Source organism: Streptomyces sp. NPDC102514 (assembly GCF_055584525.1).
On sequence record NZ_JBVJLW010000009.1, the window covers coordinates 117,708 to 133,533 of the forward strand.

At 69.9% G+C, this 15,826-nt stretch carries 12 protein-coding genes; 5 read left to right on the forward strand and 7 right to left on the reverse strand.

Annotation, left to right across the window (positions count from 1 at the left end):
- Nucleotides 1-74: 74 nt before the first annotated feature.
- A complete protein-coding gene (locus ACZ60E_RS23655) occupies nt 75-431 on the reverse strand; it encodes a hypothetical protein (RefSeq protein ID WP_469442907.1) in 357 nt (118 codons plus the stop codon).
- A gap of 296 nt (nt 432-727) precedes the next feature.
- Complete coding sequence (locus tag ACZ60E_RS23660) at nt 728-1,681, reverse strand: heme o synthase (RefSeq protein ID WP_384813278.1); 954 nt, start codon at nt 1,679-1,681, stop codon at nt 728-730.
- Between the two features lie 355 nt (nt 1,682-2,036).
- On the opposite strand from ACZ60E_RS23660, the gene tkt reads away from it, so the two are divergent.
- From tkt to pgl, 5 genes are read left to right on the forward strand one after another with little or no spacing between them, the layout of a single operon-like run.
- On the forward strand, nt 2,037-4,142 hold the full coding sequence (gene tkt / locus ACZ60E_RS23665) for a transketolase (protein ID WP_469442909.1): 2,106 nt from the start codon (nt 2,037-2,039) through the stop codon (nt 4,140-4,142).
- 47 nt (nt 4,143-4,189) lie between these two features.
- Nucleotides 4,190-5,308 (forward strand): transaldolase, encoded by a 1,119-nt coding sequence (gene tal, locus ACZ60E_RS23670; RefSeq protein WP_384813182.1) that lies wholly within the window; start codon nt 4,190-4,192, stop codon nt 5,306-5,308.
- Between the two features lies 1 nt (nt 5,309).
- Nucleotides 5,310-6,836 (forward strand): glucose-6-phosphate dehydrogenase, encoded by a 1,527-nt coding sequence (zwf, locus tag ACZ60E_RS23675; protein ID WP_469443154.1) that lies wholly within the window; start codon nt 5,310-5,312, stop codon nt 6,834-6,836.
- Complete coding sequence (gene opcA / locus ACZ60E_RS23680) at nt 6,833-7,975, forward strand: glucose-6-phosphate dehydrogenase assembly protein OpcA (RefSeq protein ID WP_384813179.1); 1,143 nt, start codon at nt 6,833-6,835, stop codon at nt 7,973-7,975. The genes zwf and opcA overlap by 4 nt, the downstream gene beginning before the upstream one ends.
- Nucleotides 7,972-8,754 (forward strand): 6-phosphogluconolactonase, encoded by a 783-nt coding sequence (pgl, locus tag ACZ60E_RS23685; RefSeq protein WP_385836291.1) that lies wholly within the window; start codon nt 7,972-7,974, stop codon nt 8,752-8,754. The genes opcA and pgl overlap by 4 nt, the downstream gene beginning before the upstream one ends.
- A gap of 224 nt (nt 8,755-8,978) precedes the next feature.
- Here pgl and ACZ60E_RS23690 read toward each other — a convergent pair whose 3' ends face one another.
- From ACZ60E_RS23690 to ACZ60E_RS23710, 5 genes are all read right to left on the reverse strand, one after another.
- Nucleotides 8,979-9,818: a carbohydrate ABC transporter permease gene (locus ACZ60E_RS23690; protein WP_469442913.1), complete on the reverse strand. Its 840-nt coding sequence runs from the start codon at nt 9,816-9,818 to the stop codon at nt 8,979-8,981.
- On the reverse strand, nt 9,815-11,197 hold the full coding sequence (locus tag ACZ60E_RS23695) for an ABC transporter permease (RefSeq protein WP_469442914.1): 1,383 nt from the start codon (nt 11,195-11,197) through the stop codon (nt 9,815-9,817). The genes ACZ60E_RS23690 and ACZ60E_RS23695 overlap by 4 nt, the downstream gene beginning before the upstream one ends.
- A gap of 5 nt (nt 11,198-11,202) precedes the next feature.
- On the reverse strand, nt 11,203-12,531 hold the full coding sequence (locus ACZ60E_RS23700) for an ABC transporter substrate-binding protein (protein ID WP_384809562.1): 1,329 nt from the start codon (nt 12,529-12,531) through the stop codon (nt 11,203-11,205).
- A gap of 58 nt (nt 12,532-12,589) precedes the next feature.
- On the reverse strand, nt 12,590-14,215 hold the full coding sequence (locus ACZ60E_RS23705) for a glycoside hydrolase family 13 protein (protein WP_469443155.1): 1,626 nt from the start codon (nt 14,213-14,215) through the stop codon (nt 12,590-12,592).
- Between the two features lie 208 nt (nt 14,216-14,423).
- Complete coding sequence (locus ACZ60E_RS23710) at nt 14,424-15,698, reverse strand: ABC transporter substrate-binding protein (RefSeq protein WP_384809564.1); 1,275 nt, start codon at nt 15,696-15,698, stop codon at nt 14,424-14,426.
- Nucleotides 15,699-15,826 lie beyond the last annotated feature (128 nt).

Consider the following 15,826-nt stretch of genomic DNA (forward strand, 5'->3'; position numbering starts at 1 on the left):
TTGCAGGGCTTAACGGGGGAGGTGCGTTGTCGGGTGCGGGTGCGTCGTGGCCGGCCGCGCAGTTCCCCGCGCCCCTAACGGGGCTTGGGGCCGCCCACCTGGATGCCCGCCATGCGGATCCACTCGTACGGGCCCGTCCTGACCTTGTTGGCGAAGTCGCCGTCGAAGTCCTCGTGGACGGTGATGCCGGACTGCTTCACGGCTTCCTCGGCGAGGGCGTAGGTAGGGGCCACGAGGTCGCCCCACTCGCCGTCCTCCCCCACGAGAACGATCCGGGCACCCTTCTGCCCGAGATACGCGATCTGCCCCTCGGCCCCGCCATGAGCCTCGACGAACGAGGAGATCTGCTTGACGAGCTTGGCGGTACGCCGCTCGACCTTGGCGTCCGGCTCGGCGCCCGCGCCCTCGTCAACCTGCTGGATGTCTGCCATACGAGGATGCTACCGACGGGTAGATCACCGGGTGACGCCAAGACCGAGTGGCCTTCCCCACGAACCACACCCACCGGAACCACTTCAGGGGCGCGGGGAACGGCGCAGTCTTTCGCTTTCAGGGGCGCGGGGCTGTGACATGTGCGGCTCCGCCGCGTGGGCGCGGCCAGCCACGACCGCCTTCAGGGGCGCGGGGAACTGCGCAGTCTTTTAGGGGCGCGGGGAACTGCGCGACCAGCCACGACGGTCCGGCACCCGACAACGAGCCTCAGCCACCCCAGGCCCCACGCGGAGCGTCACCGCAGGAAGGGGTCCACCGCAACCGCCACGAACAGCAGCGACACGTAAGTGATCGACCAGTGGAACAGCCGCATCTCCTTCAGCTTCGCCCCCACCGCCCCACCCCTGGCCCGCGCCTGCAACCCGTGCGCCTCCCACAGCCAGAACGCACCCGTCACGACGGCGACCACCGTGTAGAACCACCCCGTGTACCCCAGCGGAGTGAGCAGCAGGGAGACACCGACCATGGCCCAGCTGTAGAGGACGATCTGCCGCGCGACGACCTTGTTGGACGCGACGACGGGCAGCATCGGCACGCCCACGCGCGCGTAGTCGTCCTTCACCTTCATGGACAGCGGCCAGTAGTGCGGCGGCGTCCAGAAGAACATGACGAGGAAGAGGATGACGGGCGCCCACGACATGGAGTTCGTGACGGACGACCAGCCGATGAGGACAGGCAGGCAGCCGGCGATCCCGCCCCACACGATGTTCTGCGACGTACGCCGTTTGAGGATCATCGTGTAGACGACGACGTAGAAGAGGAGGGCTCCCAGCGACAGCCAGGCGGACAGCCAGTTGACCGTGAGCCCGAACAGGAGCGTGGAGACCACGGCCAGCGTGATGCCGAAGGCGAGGCACTCGCGGGGGCTCACCATGCCGGTGACGAGCGGGCGCTGCGACGTACGTTCCATGAGCGCGTCGATGTCACGGTCGATGTACATGTTCAGCGCGTTGGCGCCACCGGCGGAGAGGTAGCCGCCGAGGCAGGTGAGGAGCACCAGCTTCAGGTCGGGCACCCCCTGCTGCGCCAGGAACATCACCGGCACGGTGGTGATCAGCAGCAGTTCGATGATCCGTGGCTTCGTGAGAGCGACGAACGCCTTGACCCGGGCCCCGAACGGCCGGTGGTTCGTGCCCTGACTCGTCCCGAGCACTCCCGCTGGACGGGATTCAACGGCCGTCACGCACACCCCTGACAGAGACATCCCAGCGAGCCCCGGGTGTGAACTCCCGGTAAAGGCTCGCGCGTACCACGCCACTGTAGACGTTGCCCAGACCCCGGCCTTCGCGGGGGTCAGGTCGTGTTGAAAGGGTCCCGCGACGGACTGATCGGCTTCTGATTGAGCACTCGGATCACCGGCTCCGTATTCACTTGCCGAATACGGAACCCGCCGGTCGGGAGGCGGAAGAGGGCAAGTCCCGGCAGTCTGGAATGACTCGAAAAAATGCGCGTTGCCACGGGGGTAGGCTCGACAGCGAGCCGGTGGGCGCCACGTGCACCGGCATTCGACATGTGCAACATGTGGAGAGGAGCCCTGACCCAGGGTGAGCACCAAGCCGACCACAACAGACATCGAGTGGACCGAATTGGACCAGCGGGCGGTCGACACCGCCCGCATCCTGGCCGCCGACGCCGTACAGAAGGTCGGCAACGGCCATCCGGGTACGGCGATGAGTCTGGCGCCAGCCGCGTACACCCTCTTCCAGAAGGTGATGCGGCACGACCCGGCGGACGCCGACTGGACCGGCCGCGACCGTTTCGTGCTGTCCGCCGGCCATTCGTCCCTGACTCTCTACACGCAGCTGTACCTGGCCGGCTTCGGCCTGGAGCTGGACGACCTGAAGTCGTTCAGGACGTGGGGTTCGAAGACCCCGGGACACCCCGAGTACGGGCACACCACCGGTGTGGAGACGACGACCGGGCCGCTCGGCCAGGGTGTCGCGAACGCGGTGGGCATGGCGATGGCCGCCCGCTACGAGCGTGGTCTGTTCGACCCGGAGGCGGCCCCCGGCACCTCCCCGTTCGACCACTTCATCTTTGCGATCGCCGGTGACGGCTGCCTCCAGGAGGGCATCTCCGGCGAGGCGTCCTCGATGGCGGGCCACCAGAAGCTCGGCAACCTGGTCCTGCTGTGGGACGACAACCACATCTCGATCGAGGGCGACACCGAGACGGCCGTCTCCGAGGACACCCCCAAGCGGTACGAGGCCTACGGCTGGCACGTCCAGCGCGTGGAGCCGCAGGAGAACGGCGACCTCGACCCGGCCGCCCTGTACGCGGCGATCGAGGCCGCGAAGGCGGTCACGGACAAGCCGTCGTTCATCGCGATGCGCTCGATCATCGCCTGGCCCGCCCCGAACGCGCAGAACACCGAGGCCGCGCACGGCTCGGCGCTCGGCGACGACGAGGTCGCGGCCACCAAGCGGGTCCTCGGCTTCGACCCGGAGAAGTCCTTCGAGGTCGCCGACGAGGTGCTGGCGCACTCCCGCAAGGCGCTCGACCGCGGCCGTGAGGCCAAGGCCGAGTGGGAGAAGGGCTTCGCCGCGTGGCGGACCGCCAACCCGGAGCGCGCCGCCGAGTTCGACCGCATCGCCGCGGGCGAGCTGCCGGCCGGCTGGGAGGAGAAGCTCCCGGTCTTCGAGACGGGCAAGGGCGTCGCCACGCGTGCCGCGTCCGGCAAGGTGCTCCAGGCGCTCGGCGCGGTCGTCCCCGAACTGTGGGGCGGCTCGGCCGACCTCGCGGGCTCGAACAACACGACGATCGACAAGACGTCGTCGTTCCTCCCGGCGGACAACCCGCTGGCGGAGGCGGACCCGTACGGCCGCACGATCCACTTCGGCATCCGCGAGCACTCGATGGCCGCGGAGATGAACGGCATCGCGCTGCACGGCAACACCCGTATCTATGGGGGCACCTTCCTGGTGTTCTCCGACTACATGCGCAACGCCGTGCGTCTGTCCGCGCTGATGCACCTGCCGGTGACGTACGTGTGGACGCACGACTCCATCGGTCTCGGCGAGGACGGCCCGACCCACCAGCCGGTCGAGCACCTGGCCTCGCTGCGCGCCATCCCGGGCCTGAACGTCGTGCGCCCTGCCGACGCCAACGAGACCGCGATCGCGTGGCGCGAGATCCTGCGCCGCTACACGAAGGTCTTCGGCAAGGGCAACCCGCACGGTCTCGCGCTGACCCGTCAGGGCGTTCCGACGTACGACGCCAACGAGGACGCGACGAAGGGCGCCTACGTGCTCTTCGAGGCCGAGGGCGGCGAGCCCGAGGTCATCCTGATCGCCACCGGCTCCGAGGTGCACGTGGCCGTCGAGGCACGTGAGCAGCTGCAGGCGGCGGGCACCCCGACGCGGGTCGTGTCCGTGCCGTGCGTGGAGTGGTTCGACGAGCAGGACCAGGGGTACCGGGACTCGGTGCTTCCTCCGTCCGTCAAGGCGCGTGTCGCGGTCGAGGCCGGTATCGGTCTGACCTGGCACCGCTTCGTCGGGGACGCGGGCCGCATCGTTTCCCTGGAGCACTTCGGTGCTTCGGCCGACGGCAAGGTCCTCTTCCAGGAGTTCGGCTTCACTGCCGAGAACGTCGCGAACGTCGCCAAGGCCGTACTTGATTCGACTGCCGGGCCCGCCGCAGCCAAGCGCTGACGCCGGCAGCTCACGCTGACATACGACACGTAGGAGATGCATTTTCCATGACAGACGCACTCAAGCGCCTCTCCGAGGAAGGCGTCGCGATCTGGCTGGACGACCTGTCGCGCAAGCGGATCACGTCCGGCAATCTCGCCGAACTGATCGACCAGCAGCACGTCGTGGGCGTCACCACCAACCCGTCGATCTTCCAGAAGGCGATCTCGCAGGGCGACGGCTACGACCAGCAGCTCTCCGACCTCGCCGCCCGCAAGGTCACGGTCGAAGAGGCCATCCGCATGATCACGACGGCGGACGTCCGTGACGCCGCCGACATCCTGCGTCCGGTCTTCGACGCGACGCAGGGCCAGGACGGCCGGGTCTCGATCGAGGTCGACCCGCGCCTGGCGCACAACACCAAGGCGACCGTCGCCGAGGCCAAGCAGCTCGCCTGGCTCGTCGACCGGCCGAACACGCTGATCAAGATCCCGGCGACCAAGGCGGGCCTGCCCGCGATCACCGAGACGATCGCGCGGGGCATCAGCGTCAACGTCACGCTGATCTTCTCCCTCGAGCGCTACCGCGAGGTCATGGAGGCGTTCGTCTCCGGCCTGGAGAAGGCCCAGGCCGCCGGCCTCGACCTCTCCAAGATCCACTCCGTGGCGTCCTTCTTCGTGTCCCGGGTGGACACCGAGATCGACAAGCGGCTGGACGCGCTGGGCACGGACGAGGCGAAGGCCGCCCGCGGCAAGGCGGGTCTCGCCAACGCGCGGCTCGCGTACCAGGCGTACGAGGAGGTCTTCACCTCGGACCGCTGGAACGCCCTGGACAAGGCGCAGGCCAACAAGCAGCGTCCGCTGTGGGCCTCGACCGGCGTCAAGGACCCGGCCTACAAGGACACCCTGTACGTCGACGACCTGGTCGCGCCGAACACGGTGAACACCATGCCGGAGGCGACCCTGTTCGCCGCCGAGGACCACGGAAAGATCACCGGCAACACCGTTGCCGGTACGTACGAGCAGGCCCGTGCCGAACTCGACGCGGTCGAGAAGCTCGGGATCTCGTACGACGAGGTCGTCCAGCTCCTGGAGGACGAGGGCGTCGAGAAGTTCGAGGGCGCCTGGAACGACCTGCTCAAGTCGACCGAGGCGGAGCTCCAGCGCCTCGCCCCCTCGGAGGGCTGAAATCTTGTCAAGCAGCAATCCGCTGCGTGACCCGGCGGACCGACGGCTCCCGCGTATCGCGGGGCCGTCGGGCCTCGTCATCTTCGGGGTCACGGGCGATTTGTCCCGTAAAAAGCTTATGCCTGCCGTTTATGACCTTGCCAACCGCGGCCTGCTGCCGCCGGGCTTCTCACTCGTCGGCTTCGCGCGCCGCGAGTGGGAGAACGAGGACTTCGCCCAGGAGGTCCACGACGCCGTCAAGGAGCACGCCCGTACGCCGTTCCGTGAGGAGGTCTGGCAGCAGCTCGTCCAGGGGATGCGCTTCGTCCAGGGCACCTTCGACGACGACGACGCGTTCGAGCGGCTGCGCGACACGATCGGGGAGCTGGACAAGGCACAGGGCACGGGCGGCAACTTCGCCTTCTACCTGTCCGTGCCGCCGTCGGCGTTCCCGGTCGTCATCCAGCAGCTGAAGAAGCACGGCCTCGCCGACCAGACGAGCGGCTCCTGGCGGCGCGCGGTCATCGAGAAGCCCTTCGGCCACGACCTCAAGTCGGCCGAGGACCTCAACACCACCGTCGAAGAGGTCTTCGCCCCGGACCAGGTCTTCCGCATCGACCACTACCTGGGCAAGGAGACGGTCCAGAACATCCTGGCGCTGCGCTTCGCCAACCAGATGTTCGAGCCGATCTGGAACCGGTCGTACGTCGACCACGTACAGATCACGATGGCCGAGGACATCGGCATCGGCGGCCGGGCCGGCTACTACGACGGCATCGGCGCCGCCCGTGACGTCATCCAGAACCACCTGCTCCAGCTGATGGCCCTCACGGCCATGGAGGAGCCCGCCTCCTTCGACGCGGACGCGCTCGCCGCCGAGAAGACCAAGGTGCTCGGCGCGGTGAAGCTCCCCGGCGACCTGGGCGAGAACACGGTCCGCGGTCAGTACGCCGAGGGCTGGCAGGGCGGCGAGAAGGCCGTCGGCTATCTCCAGGAAGACGGTATCGACCCCAAGTCGAAGACCGACACGTACGCGGCGATCAAGGTGGAGGTGGACAACCGCCGCTGGGCGGGCGTCCCCTTCTACCTGCGCACCGGCAAGCGCCTCGGCCGCCGGGTGACGGAGATCGCGGTGGTCTTCCAGCGGGCGCCCCACTCCCCCTTCGACCACACGGCGACGGAGGAACTGGGCCAGAACGCGATCGTCTTCCGCGTCCAGCCCGACGAGGGCATCACGGTCCGCTTCGGCTCCAAGGTGCCCGGCACCTCCATGGAGATCCGGGACGTCTCGATGGACTTCGCGTACGGCGAGTCGTTCACGGAGTCGAGCCCCGAGGCGTACGAGAGGCTGATCCTCGACGTCCTCCTCGGCGACTCGAACCTCTTCCCGCGCACCGAGGAGGTCGAGCTGTCCTGGAAGATCCTCGACCCGATCGAGGAGTACTGGGACAAGCACGGCAGGCCCGCGCAGTACCAGTCGGGCACGTGGGGGCCCGTCGAGGCCGACGAAATGCTCGAGCGAGACGGACGGAGCTGGCGTCGGCCATGAAGATAGATCTCACGGACACCACGGCCAGCAAGATCAACAAGGCGCTCGTGAAGGGCCGCCGGGCCATCGGCACACCGGCCGTCGGCATGGTGCTCACCCTCGTCATCGTCACCGACGAGGAGAACGCCTACGACGCCCTGAAGGCCGCCAACGACGCCTCGCTCGAACACCCCTCGCGCACCCTCGTCGTCATCAAGCGCGTCTCGCGCTCACCCCGCGACCGCACGAAGTCGCGCCTGGACGCCGAGGTACGGGTCGGCGCGGACGCGGGCACCGGTGAGACGGTGATCCTGCGGCTGTACGGCGAGGTCTCGGACCACGCCCAGTCCGTCGTCCTGCCCCTGCTGCTCCCCGACGCACCGGTCGTCGTCTGGTGGTCGGTGGACGCGCCCCGCGATCCGGCGGGCGACCCGCTGGGCGCCCTGGGCCAGCGCCGGGTCACCGACAGCTACGCGGCGGAGAAGCCCGTCGAGGAGCTGAAGGCCCGTGCCGAGAGCTACGAGCCGGGCGACACCGACCTGGCCTGGGCCCGGATCACCCCGTGGCGTTCCATGCTGGCCGCCGCCCTCGACCAGGTCGACTGCGAGGTCGTCTCCGTCGAGGTGGCGGGCGAGGAGGCCAACCCGAGTGTCGAGCTGCTCGCCATGTGGCTCGCCGACCGTCTCCACGTGCACGTACGCCGTGCCGTGTCCGCCGGTCCCGGGCTGACCCAGGTCCGCCTGGAGACGACCGGCGGCCCCATCACCCTGCACCGCTCGGACGGGTCGATGGCCACCCTGGCCCTGCCGGGACAGCCGGACCGCGCGGTGGCGCTCAAGCGCCGCGAGACGTCCGAACTGCTCGCGGAGGAGCTGCGCCGGCTCGACCCGGACGACACGTACGCGTCCGCGCTGCGGTTCGGGGTGGACCGGCTGGGCGGCATCCAGTCGGCCTCGCAGCGGCCCGAGGCGGCCACCTGGACGCCGGGGGAACTCCCGGTGCGCCCGGTGCACGACACCCCGGAACCGGCCGCGAAGCCGGCCGGGGCATCCGCTTCGGCAGCTAGCTCGGCATCGGCATCGGCATCGGCGGGCGAGGGAGATCCGGGGCGCCCCACCCCCGCCCAGATGCCCCCGGTCAAGAAGGCGGACCCGCAGTGAGCACTCCCCAGCTGGTCGTCCACCGCGACAAGGAACTGATGGCCCAGGCCGCCGCGGCCCGGCTCATCACGAAGGTCGTGGACGCGCAGGCCTCACGCGGTCACGCCTCGGTCGTCCTGACCGGTGGCCGCAACGGCAACGGCCTGCTGGCCGCGCTCGCGGCGGCGCCCGCCCGGGACGCCGTCGACTGGAGCCGGCTCGACCTGTGGTGGGGCGACGAGCGGTTCCTGCCCGAGGGCGACCCCGAGCGGAACGTCACCCAGGCCCGCGAGGCACTCCTCGACGCGGTGCCGCTGGACCCGAAGCGCGTGCACGCCATGCCCGCGTCGGACGGCCCGTGGGGTGCCGACGTGGACGCGGCGGCGGAGGCCTACGCGGCCGAACTCGCGTCGGCCGCCGGGCCGGAGAACCACGCTCCCGTCCCGTCCTTCGACGTGCTGATGCTGGGCGTCGGGCCGGACACGCACGTGGCGTCGCTGTTCCCGGAACTGCCCGCCGTCCGTGAGACCGAGCGGACGGTGGTGGGGGTGCGCGGCGCGCCGAAGCCGCCGCCCGTGCGGGTCACGCTCACGCTGCCCGCGATCCGGGCCGCGCGGGAGGTGTGGCTGCTCGCGGCGGGCGAGGACAAGGCGGAGGCCGCGGCGATCGCGCTGTCCGGCGCGGGTGAGATCCAGGCGCCGGCTGCGGGGGCGCAGGGCCGCGCCCGCACGCTGTGGCTGCTGGACGCGGCGGCGGCCTCGCAGCTGCCGCGCGCGCTGTATCCGCCGGCTTCACCCTGACGGGTGGCAGGGGGTAGGGGCGGCAGGGGCGTTTTTCGCCCCCGCCGCCCCTACCCATTCCCGTCACGACCTCAAGGGCTCCGCCCCCGAACCCCCGCTGCGCAGTTCCCCGCGCCCCCAGGGGGTCTCAGGGGCGCGGGGAACTGCGCAAAAGGGGGCGAGGGGGCGAAGCCCCCATGCGTGGACGGGAACGGGAAAGGGCGGCGGGGGCGAAAAAAGGCCCGCTACTTCACCGAGCCCGCCATAACCCCCTGCACAAAGTGCCGTTGGAATGCGAAAAAGACAACCACCGGTACCACCAGCGACAAGAACGCCCCCGGCGCGAGCACATCGATATTGCTTCCGAACTGCCTTATCTGCGACTGCAGTTCAACAGTCAAAGGCTGCGCGGAACTGTCCGCGAACAACAGCGCGACCAGCATGTCGTTCCAGACCCAGAGGAACTGGAAGATGGCAAGGCTGGCAAGCGCCGGCCGCCCCACCGGCAACACGAGCCGGGTGAAGATCCGCCACTCCCCACCCCCGTCCATCCGCGCCGCCTCCAGCATCTCCTTCGGCATCTCCGCGAAGTAGTTCCGCAGAAGGAAGATCGCGAACGGCAGCCCGTACGAGACATGGAAGAGGATGACCCCGGGGATCGTGCCGAACAGCCCCAGTTCGCCGAAGAGTTTGGCCACCGGCAGCAGCCCGATCTGCACGGGCACCACCAACAGCGCGACCACGATCAGGAAGACGGTGTCCCGCCCGGGGAAGTCCAGCCACGCGAACGCGTACCCCGCGAGCGCGGCGATGACGACGACGAGGAACGTCGTCGGCACCGAGATCAGCACGGTGTTCCAGAACGCCCGCGTCATCCCGTCATTGCCCAGCAGCGCCGAGTAGTTGTCGAAGGACAGCTGCCGGGGACTGGTCAGCACGGTCCACCAGCCGCCCGTCGCGGTTTCCTGGGCGGACCGCAGCGACGACAGGAACAGGCCGGCGAGCGGGGTGAGCCAGACCAGGCCGATCACCACCAGGAACGCCTGGACCAGGCTGTTGCCGAGCCCCCGCCTGAGCGCGTTCATCGTTGACTCCCTCGGAAGCGGCGGACGTTGAAGACCATGGCGGGGATCACGAGCAGCAGGAGCAGGACGCCCAGCGCGCTGCCGAGGCCCTGGTTGTTGCCGCCGCCGAAGGACACCAGCCACATCTGGGTGGCGAGCACGGTGGCGTCCTCCTGCACGGGCCCCGGCGCGATGATGTAGACGAGGTCGAAGACCTTCATCACGTTGATCACCAGGGTCACGAAGACCACGGTGAGGACGGGCGCGAGCAGCGGCACGGTGATCCGGCGGAAGATCTGCCACTCGTTCGCGCCGTCCATCCGGGCCGCCTCCAGCGCGTCACGGGGCAGCGCGGCGAGCCCGGCCCCGATCAGCACCATCGCGAAGCCGGTCCAGATCCACAGGTACGCGCCGATGATGGCGGGCGTGACGAGCGCGGGTCCGAGCCAGGAGATTCCCTCGTACGGCGGGGCGAAGTTCGAGCCGGGCAGCCGCACGGTGTACGAGCCCGGTTCGAGGCTCTCGAAGCGGAAGGAGCCGTCGGCCGCGGTGGTGGCGCTCCCGACGGTTTTCCCGTCGCGCACCGCCTCGACGGCCATCCCCGGCAGCCCGCTCTCGGCCCTGTCGACCTCGCCCTGCTTCCCTCCCCCGCCGCGGGTGAAGTCCAGGTAGACGACTCCGCGCAGTTCGTCGGCCGCCGCCTTCTGTGCCGCCGCGGGGTACGCGGGCCGCGCGTCCCCGGGCAGGTCGTCGGCGCGCACACCGACCAGACCGAGCCCGACGGTGTCGCCGGGGGACGCACCGGCGGTCGTACCGTACGAGCCGTCGGCGCCCTTGGTGAGGCCCTGGCCGTCGCGGGCGCGGGCGGTCGGGTAGGACGACTCGCCCTTGAAGACGTCGTGGACGGAGACGACGGCCGCGTTCAGGACGCCCTTGTCGGGGTCCTCGTCGTAGGCGAGCCGGAAGATGATGCCCGCGGCGAGGAAGGAGACGGCCATCGGCATGAACAGCAGGAGCTTGAACGCCGTCGCCCAGCGCACCTTCTCCACGAGGACGGCGAGGACGAGGCCGAGGCCGGTGAGCAGAGTGGGCGCGATGACGACCCAGATGGCGGTGTTCCGGACGGCCTTGATCGTGGCGGGGTCGTGGAACATCTCGGTGTAGTTGTCGCCGCCCACGAACCGGTCGCCGGAGGCGTCGAAGAAGCTGCGGCCGACGGAGAACAGCACCGGGTAGACGACCAGCGCGCCGAGCAGGAGCAGCGCGGGCAGGACGAAGACGAAGGCGACGACACGGGCCCGTCGGCGCGCACGCCTTCTGCGGTCGCGGTCGGCCTGCGAGGTGGACGGCGGACCCGTCTCTTGCGGGTCCTTCAGGTCTCTCAGGTCTGTGGCGGTCATGGCGATCAGTCCTGGTACGCCTTGGCGGCGGCCTTCTCCAGCGCCGCGGCGGTCGCCTTCGGGTCGGACGGGTCGCGCAGGAAGTCCTGGAGGAGCTTCCACTCGCCCGCGCCCTTGGTGCCGCCGAACGCGGCCGGGGCCTGGTCCGACATGTCGAAGCGGACCGAATCACCGGCGTCCACGAGGGACTTGGCGGTCTCGCGGGTGATGTCGTCGCCGTAGGAGGCGAGGTCGAGCTCCTTGTTCGGGGAGAGGAAACCGCCGACCTCGGCCCAGACCGCGGACGCCTCGGGGGTCGCCAGGTACTCCAGGAACGCCATGGCGGCCTTCGGGCTCTTGCCGTCCTTCAGGACGACCGCCGCGTCACCGCCGCTGACCACGGGCGCCTTGCCGTCGCCGACCGCGGGGAAGGGGAAGAAGTCCGCGTCCTCGCCGATCTTCTTGCCGAACTGGTCCTTGGCGACACCGGCCACGAAGTCGCCCTCGTAGACCATGCCCGCGGCGGGCTCGGGTCCGAAGACCTTCTCGACGGAGCCGGGGAAGTCGGTGTTCAGGGCGCCCTTCTGGCCGCCGGCTATCAGCTCCTTGTCCTTGAAGAGCTTGCCGAGGGTGGTGAGGGCGGCGACCACGCTCGGGTCGGTCCACTTGATCTCGTGGGCGGCGAGGGCGTCGTACTTCTCGGGGCCCGCCTGCGAGAGGTAGACGTTCTCGAACCAGTCGGTGAGGGTCCAGCCGTCCTGACCTGCGACGGAGAAGGCCGCGAGGCCCGACTCGGAGATGGTCCGCCCGGCCTCCAGCATCGCGTCGTAGCTCGCCGGCGCCTCGACACCCGCCTCGTCGAGGGCGGCGGGGCTGTACCAGACCGTCGACTTGTGGGCGGCCTTGAAGTACAGGCCGTACAGGCTGCCGTCGACGCTGCCGTAGTTCTTCCACACGTCCGCGTAGTTGGCGTCGACGGACTTCTGGACGGTCTTGGACAGCGGCTTGAGCCAGCCCTCCTCGGCGAACTGCTGGAGGACGCCGACCTGCGGGACCATCACCACGTCGGGTGCGTTGCCGCCCTCGATCTTGCTGCCGACGACCGTGGAGACGTTGTCGCCGGTGGAGGTGAACTGCGTCTTGGCGCCGGTCTTCTCGGTGAACGCGTCCAGGACCTTCTGGAAGTTCTTCTGCTCGCTGCCGGACCAGACACCGGCCACGTTGATCGTCTGGCCGCTGAGCGGCTTGTCGCCGCCGCCCGCCGAGACGGGGCCGCCGCCTCCGCACGCGGTGGCACCGAGGGACAGGGCGAGGGCGGTGCAGCTCGCGAGCAGGGTCGTACGTCGTCGCATCATCGTTGATGTTCCTTCGTGAGAGCGGTACTTGACAGGTGGGGCGGTGATCGCGGTCGGTTCAGGGGTTGGTGCAGTCGCTGATCCACCAGGCGGCCGTCGAGCCGGGCAGGACGCCGGGCGCGCAGGGGCCGCTGGACAGCAGGGGGGTGCCGGCGACCGGCGCGGGCGTGGGCGACGTACCGAAGTTGACGGCGCACACCAGGCCGTCGCCGCGGACGAAGCCGAGGACGCCGGGCGGGGTGTCCAGCCAGCGCAGCGGGCCTTCGCCCAACTGGGGCATGCCGGCGCGCAGTTGGAGTCCGTCGCGGTAGAGGTGCCAGAAGGAGCGGGTGTCGGCGAGGGCGCGGTCGGTGGCGTACTCCGCGAAGTAGGCGGGCTGCGGCAGCCACGGTTTGGCGCTCTCGGTGCCGGTGGTGAAGCCGAACGGTGAGGCGTGCCCCGACCACGGCAGCGGCACCCGGCAGCCGTCGCGGACCCGGGCCCGGCTGCCGGTCCGCCGGTAGATCGGGTCGGTGAGCACGTCGTCCGGCAGGTCGACGACCTCGGGCAGCCCCAGCTCCTCCCCCTGGTAGATGTACGCGGCGCCGGGCAGCGCCAGCATCAGCAGCGCGGCGGCGCGGGCGCGGGCGGCGCCCAGGCCGCTGCCGTCGGCGCCGAGTTCGCCGTAGCGGGTGACCGTGCGGACCTGGTCGTGGTTGTTGAGGACCCAGGTGACCGTGGAGCCGGTGCCCGCGATGTCCTGCATGGCCTCCGAGATGACCTTGCGGAAGGCGTCGGCGTTCCAGGACGCGCTGAGCAGGTCGAAGAAGAAGGCCTGGTGCAGCTCGTCGTGGCGTACGTAGTGGGCGTGTTCGCGGGCGGAGGGCACGGAGACCTCGCCGACGAGCAGCCGCTCCCGGCCGTCGCGGACGGTGTACTCCTCGCACACCGAACGCCAGTGCCGCCAGACGCCGTGCACCTCGGGCTGGTTCCAGGCGAGCGGGTTGACCGAGTCCCGGGTGCGGGCGTCGGCCATGGGGTCGGGCGAGTCGGGCAGGTCGGGGTGTTTGTAGAGGCCGGCGGCGACGTCGACGCGGAAGCCGTCCACGCCCCGGTCGAGCCAGAAGCGCAGTACGTGGTCGAAGTGGGTGCCGACCTCGGGGTTGCGCCAGTTCAGGTCGGGCTGCTCGGGCGTGAACATGTGCAGGTACCACTGGCCGGGTGTGCCGTCCGGCTCGGTGACCCGGCTCCAGGCGGGGCCGCCGAACATGGCGTACCAGTTGTTGGGCGGCTCCGTCCCGCCGGGGCCCCGGCCGTCGGCGAAGTGGAAGCGGGCGCGGGCCTCGCCGCCGGGTGCCTCGGCGAGGGCCTGCCGGAACCAGGGGTGCTCGCTGGAGCAGTGGTTGGGGACTATGTCGAGGAGCACCTTGATGCCGAGCCGCCGGGCGTCCGTCATCAGCAGGTCGAACTCGCCGAGGTCTCCGAAGAGCGGGTCGACGTCGCAGTAGTCGGCCACGTCGTAGCCGTGGTCCTGCTGCGGTGAGGGGTAGAAGGGGCTCAGCCAGATCCCGTCGACCCCGAGCTTCTTCAGGTACGGCAGTCCGGCGCGTACCCCTGCGAGGTCGCCGATGCCGTCCCCGGTGCTGTCGAGGAAGCTGCGGACGTAGACCTGGTAGATCACTGCGTCGCGCCACCAGCGGTGCATGTCGATCGTCACCCGTTGACCCGTCTGTGCGTACTCCGGTTATGCATGCATGTTAAGTAGGCATGTCGGGCGAGTGTCAACGAGCAGACAGGGCCGTGCTGAAGGTTGGGGACTTATGTCCACACATTTCTGCCCTCGAAACGGCAGATGAGACGGGCGCGTTACCTAACATGAAACTATGATCTGCCGAAAGCGTGCGGGAGAGGGCTCAGCCGCGGCGCGAGATGTCCGCCAGCTCGCGCGCCAGCCGCCGCACCGCGGCCTCGGGCGTCTGATGCCCGGTCATCGCGTCGTGCACCACGGCCTGCACGGCCAGGCTGACCTGGTCGTAGCGCGGACTCTTCGGGCGCGGCGCCGCCGCCAGGACGCTCGCGCGGAGCGTCGGCAGATAGGGGAACCGCCGGATCAGCTCCGGATCCTCGTACAGCGCGGCCCGCACGGGCGGCAGCGCACCCTTGGTGAGCACCTGACGCTGGGTCCGCTCGCTCGTGAGGTAGGCGATGAGCCGGGCGGCGGAGTCGGGATGCCGGGCGTGACTGCTGACCGCGAGGTTGGAGCCGCCGAGCACGCTCGCGCCCGGCCCGTCGGGCCCGGGCAGCGGCACCGCGCCGATCTTCCCGGCGACCGGCGAGCCCTTCGCCGAGGCGCCGACATAGGCGTACGGCCAGTTGCGCAGGAAGAGGAGGCGGCCGTCCTGGAAGGCCTGCTTGGACTCCTCCTCCTTGTACGTCAGCGCCTTCTCCGGGATCCAGCCGTCGCGTACGCCGCGGGCCAGGAAACCGATGCCCTCGCGCGCCGCCGCCGAGTTGACGGTGACGCGTTCGCCCTCGTCCCCGAGGATGGTGCCGCCCGCCGAGTAGACCGCCTCGGCCGCGTTCACGGTGAGGCCTTCGTAGGGCAGGAACTGGCCGGCGTAGCCGTCGAGTCCGTACTTCGGAGCGATGGATTTCGCCTGTTCCTCCAGCTCGGCCCAGGTGCGCGGCGGAGCGACGCCCTCCTTGTCGAGGAGGTCCTTGCGGTAGAGGAGCAGCCCCGCGTTGGTGACGTAGGGGACCGCGTACAGCCGTCCGTCGTAGGTCGCGGTGTCCACGACCGGCGGCAGGAAGCCGTCGAGCGGGAAACGGCCCGCGGGCAGCGGGGAGATCCAGCCCGCGGCGGCGAACTCCGAGGTCCAGGCGACGTCGATGTTGAGGACGTCGAAGCGGCTGCGGCCGTCGCCGCGCAGATCGGTGGCCATCTGGGCGTGGGTCTCGTCGGCGGAGTCCGGGAGCTCGACGAGGGTGACCCGCTCGCCGGGACGGTCACGGTTCCAGCCGTCGAGCAGCGGCCCCAGATAGCCGGTGAGATCCCCTGCGGTGGCCAGCGTGATCGGGCCCCGGCCGCCGCCGCGCGCCCCGTCGGCCTGGACGCCCGAGGCGACGTAACCGGTCAGAACCACCACCGCGACCAGGAGCCCCCTACCGGCGGCATGGATCCACCGCATAGGTTCCTCCCTGGTACACCCGGCTGCCGGGCACCTTCGCCCGGAGTCAGAGGCCATGTATACCCGTTAGGTATGGGCGATACTAGGTCCTGCGGCACATTGGCCCCGGACAAGCGGGCCCGCGCACC